Annotated in this window: 1 protein-coding gene; it reads left to right on the forward strand. The window is 27.2% G+C overall.

Translation table 11 applies throughout. From position 1 onward, the window contains the following. Positions 1-235: 235 nt before the first annotated feature. Positions 236-544: hypothetical protein (locus tag BKH41_RS09535; protein ID WP_143428738.1), on the forward strand; the 309-nt coding region annotated here is incomplete at its 3' end.

A 544-nucleotide genomic window follows, 5' to 3' on the forward strand; every position in this document is an offset into this window, starting at 1 on the left:
AATTATCTTAGTAAATCATTTCAACCAAATTAACCATTAAAATCTCAAAAAAATGTCAATTCAATTGTATAAACTAGGAGTTATAAAAAAATAATTAATGAATAATTTAATAAAAATATGTTTTAATTTTAGTAGCGCATTGTGAATTTTGCAATTAATTTCAAAAGGATATTTATGTCAAACAAAGTCAATCTCAAAAAAATCAATCAGACTTCTATCAATAAGACACCTCATATTGTGGGGGGGGGGGCAAAATAATCACTCCCTAAATAGCTCTTCTCTTAAAGATTCCAATCCTAGAGATTTAGACACTCCCTTTCAAAATAAAAACACTTCTGAATCCAACGCATTAAATTTTGATTTTTCTGCGATTGATATTGTAAAACTCAAAGAGATTTTAAAACAAGATGAAGAAGCCACACCTTCTCAAAACTTTCAAAATAAAAATTCTTCTAAATCCAAAAAAAGATTTTTTCCTCTATTTTCTTTTGTCTTAGCAGCTTTATTATTTCCATTTAGTGGTGAGATTTTAAGAGCTGATGAT

The organism is Helicobacter sp. 12S02232-10 (assembly GCF_002272895.1).
GTDB lineage: Bacteria > Campylobacterota > Campylobacteria > Campylobacterales > Helicobacteraceae > Helicobacter_J.